The following is a 466-nucleotide window of genomic DNA, read 5'->3' as shown; positions in this document are numbered from 1 at the left end:
ATCTTCGCAATGCTATAGAATGAAACTATATCAATGAAGATGAATCTATCATTCCCACCTTCGTTTCCGTCTGACGTTGCGAATCAACGGCATGAATTCACACGTGAATCCACGCCAGCGGAAACGCAGGTGGTGTTGACGCTTAACTGTACCAATTTGAAAAAATGCAGGAGAAACCGACGGAAACAAAAAACTCCACTCCATTTCTGAAGTGAAGTTTTCGAGGTCATCAACACCATTTGACAAAGCCCCAAAAAACCCGGCTTGATTATCAATTTTACTGAAAAGCATCCCGTGTTTAAATTCAAGGCTACATTTACTTTCTTTCTCCGTCGTATGGTGGTTTAATTTTGTAACGTTTATCCTCGGACGGGCTTCCATTGCGTCAAGCGTAGAACGGATATCAGCAGTTCCGCGACCGGTTTCCCTCATGTCGTGTGTGAAAACTATCAGGGCCAACTTAGGT

At 43.3% G+C, this 466-nt stretch carries 1 protein-coding gene; it reads right to left on the bottom strand.

Annotation, left to right across the window (positions count from 1 at the left end; genetic code table 11):
* Positions 1–48: 48 nt before the first annotated feature.
* The coding region (locus tag KJQ97_RS09420; RefSeq protein WP_214120695.1) for a hypothetical protein at positions 49–466 on the bottom strand (418 nt) is incomplete at its 5' end.

This window comes from Campylobacter sp. 2018MI01 (genome assembly GCF_018501205.1).
Lineage (GTDB): Bacteria > Campylobacterota > Campylobacteria > Campylobacterales > Campylobacteraceae > Campylobacter_E.
The sequence above is the reverse complement of the archived record's forward strand: the minus strand, read 5'-3'. Positions and strand labels throughout refer to the sequence as shown.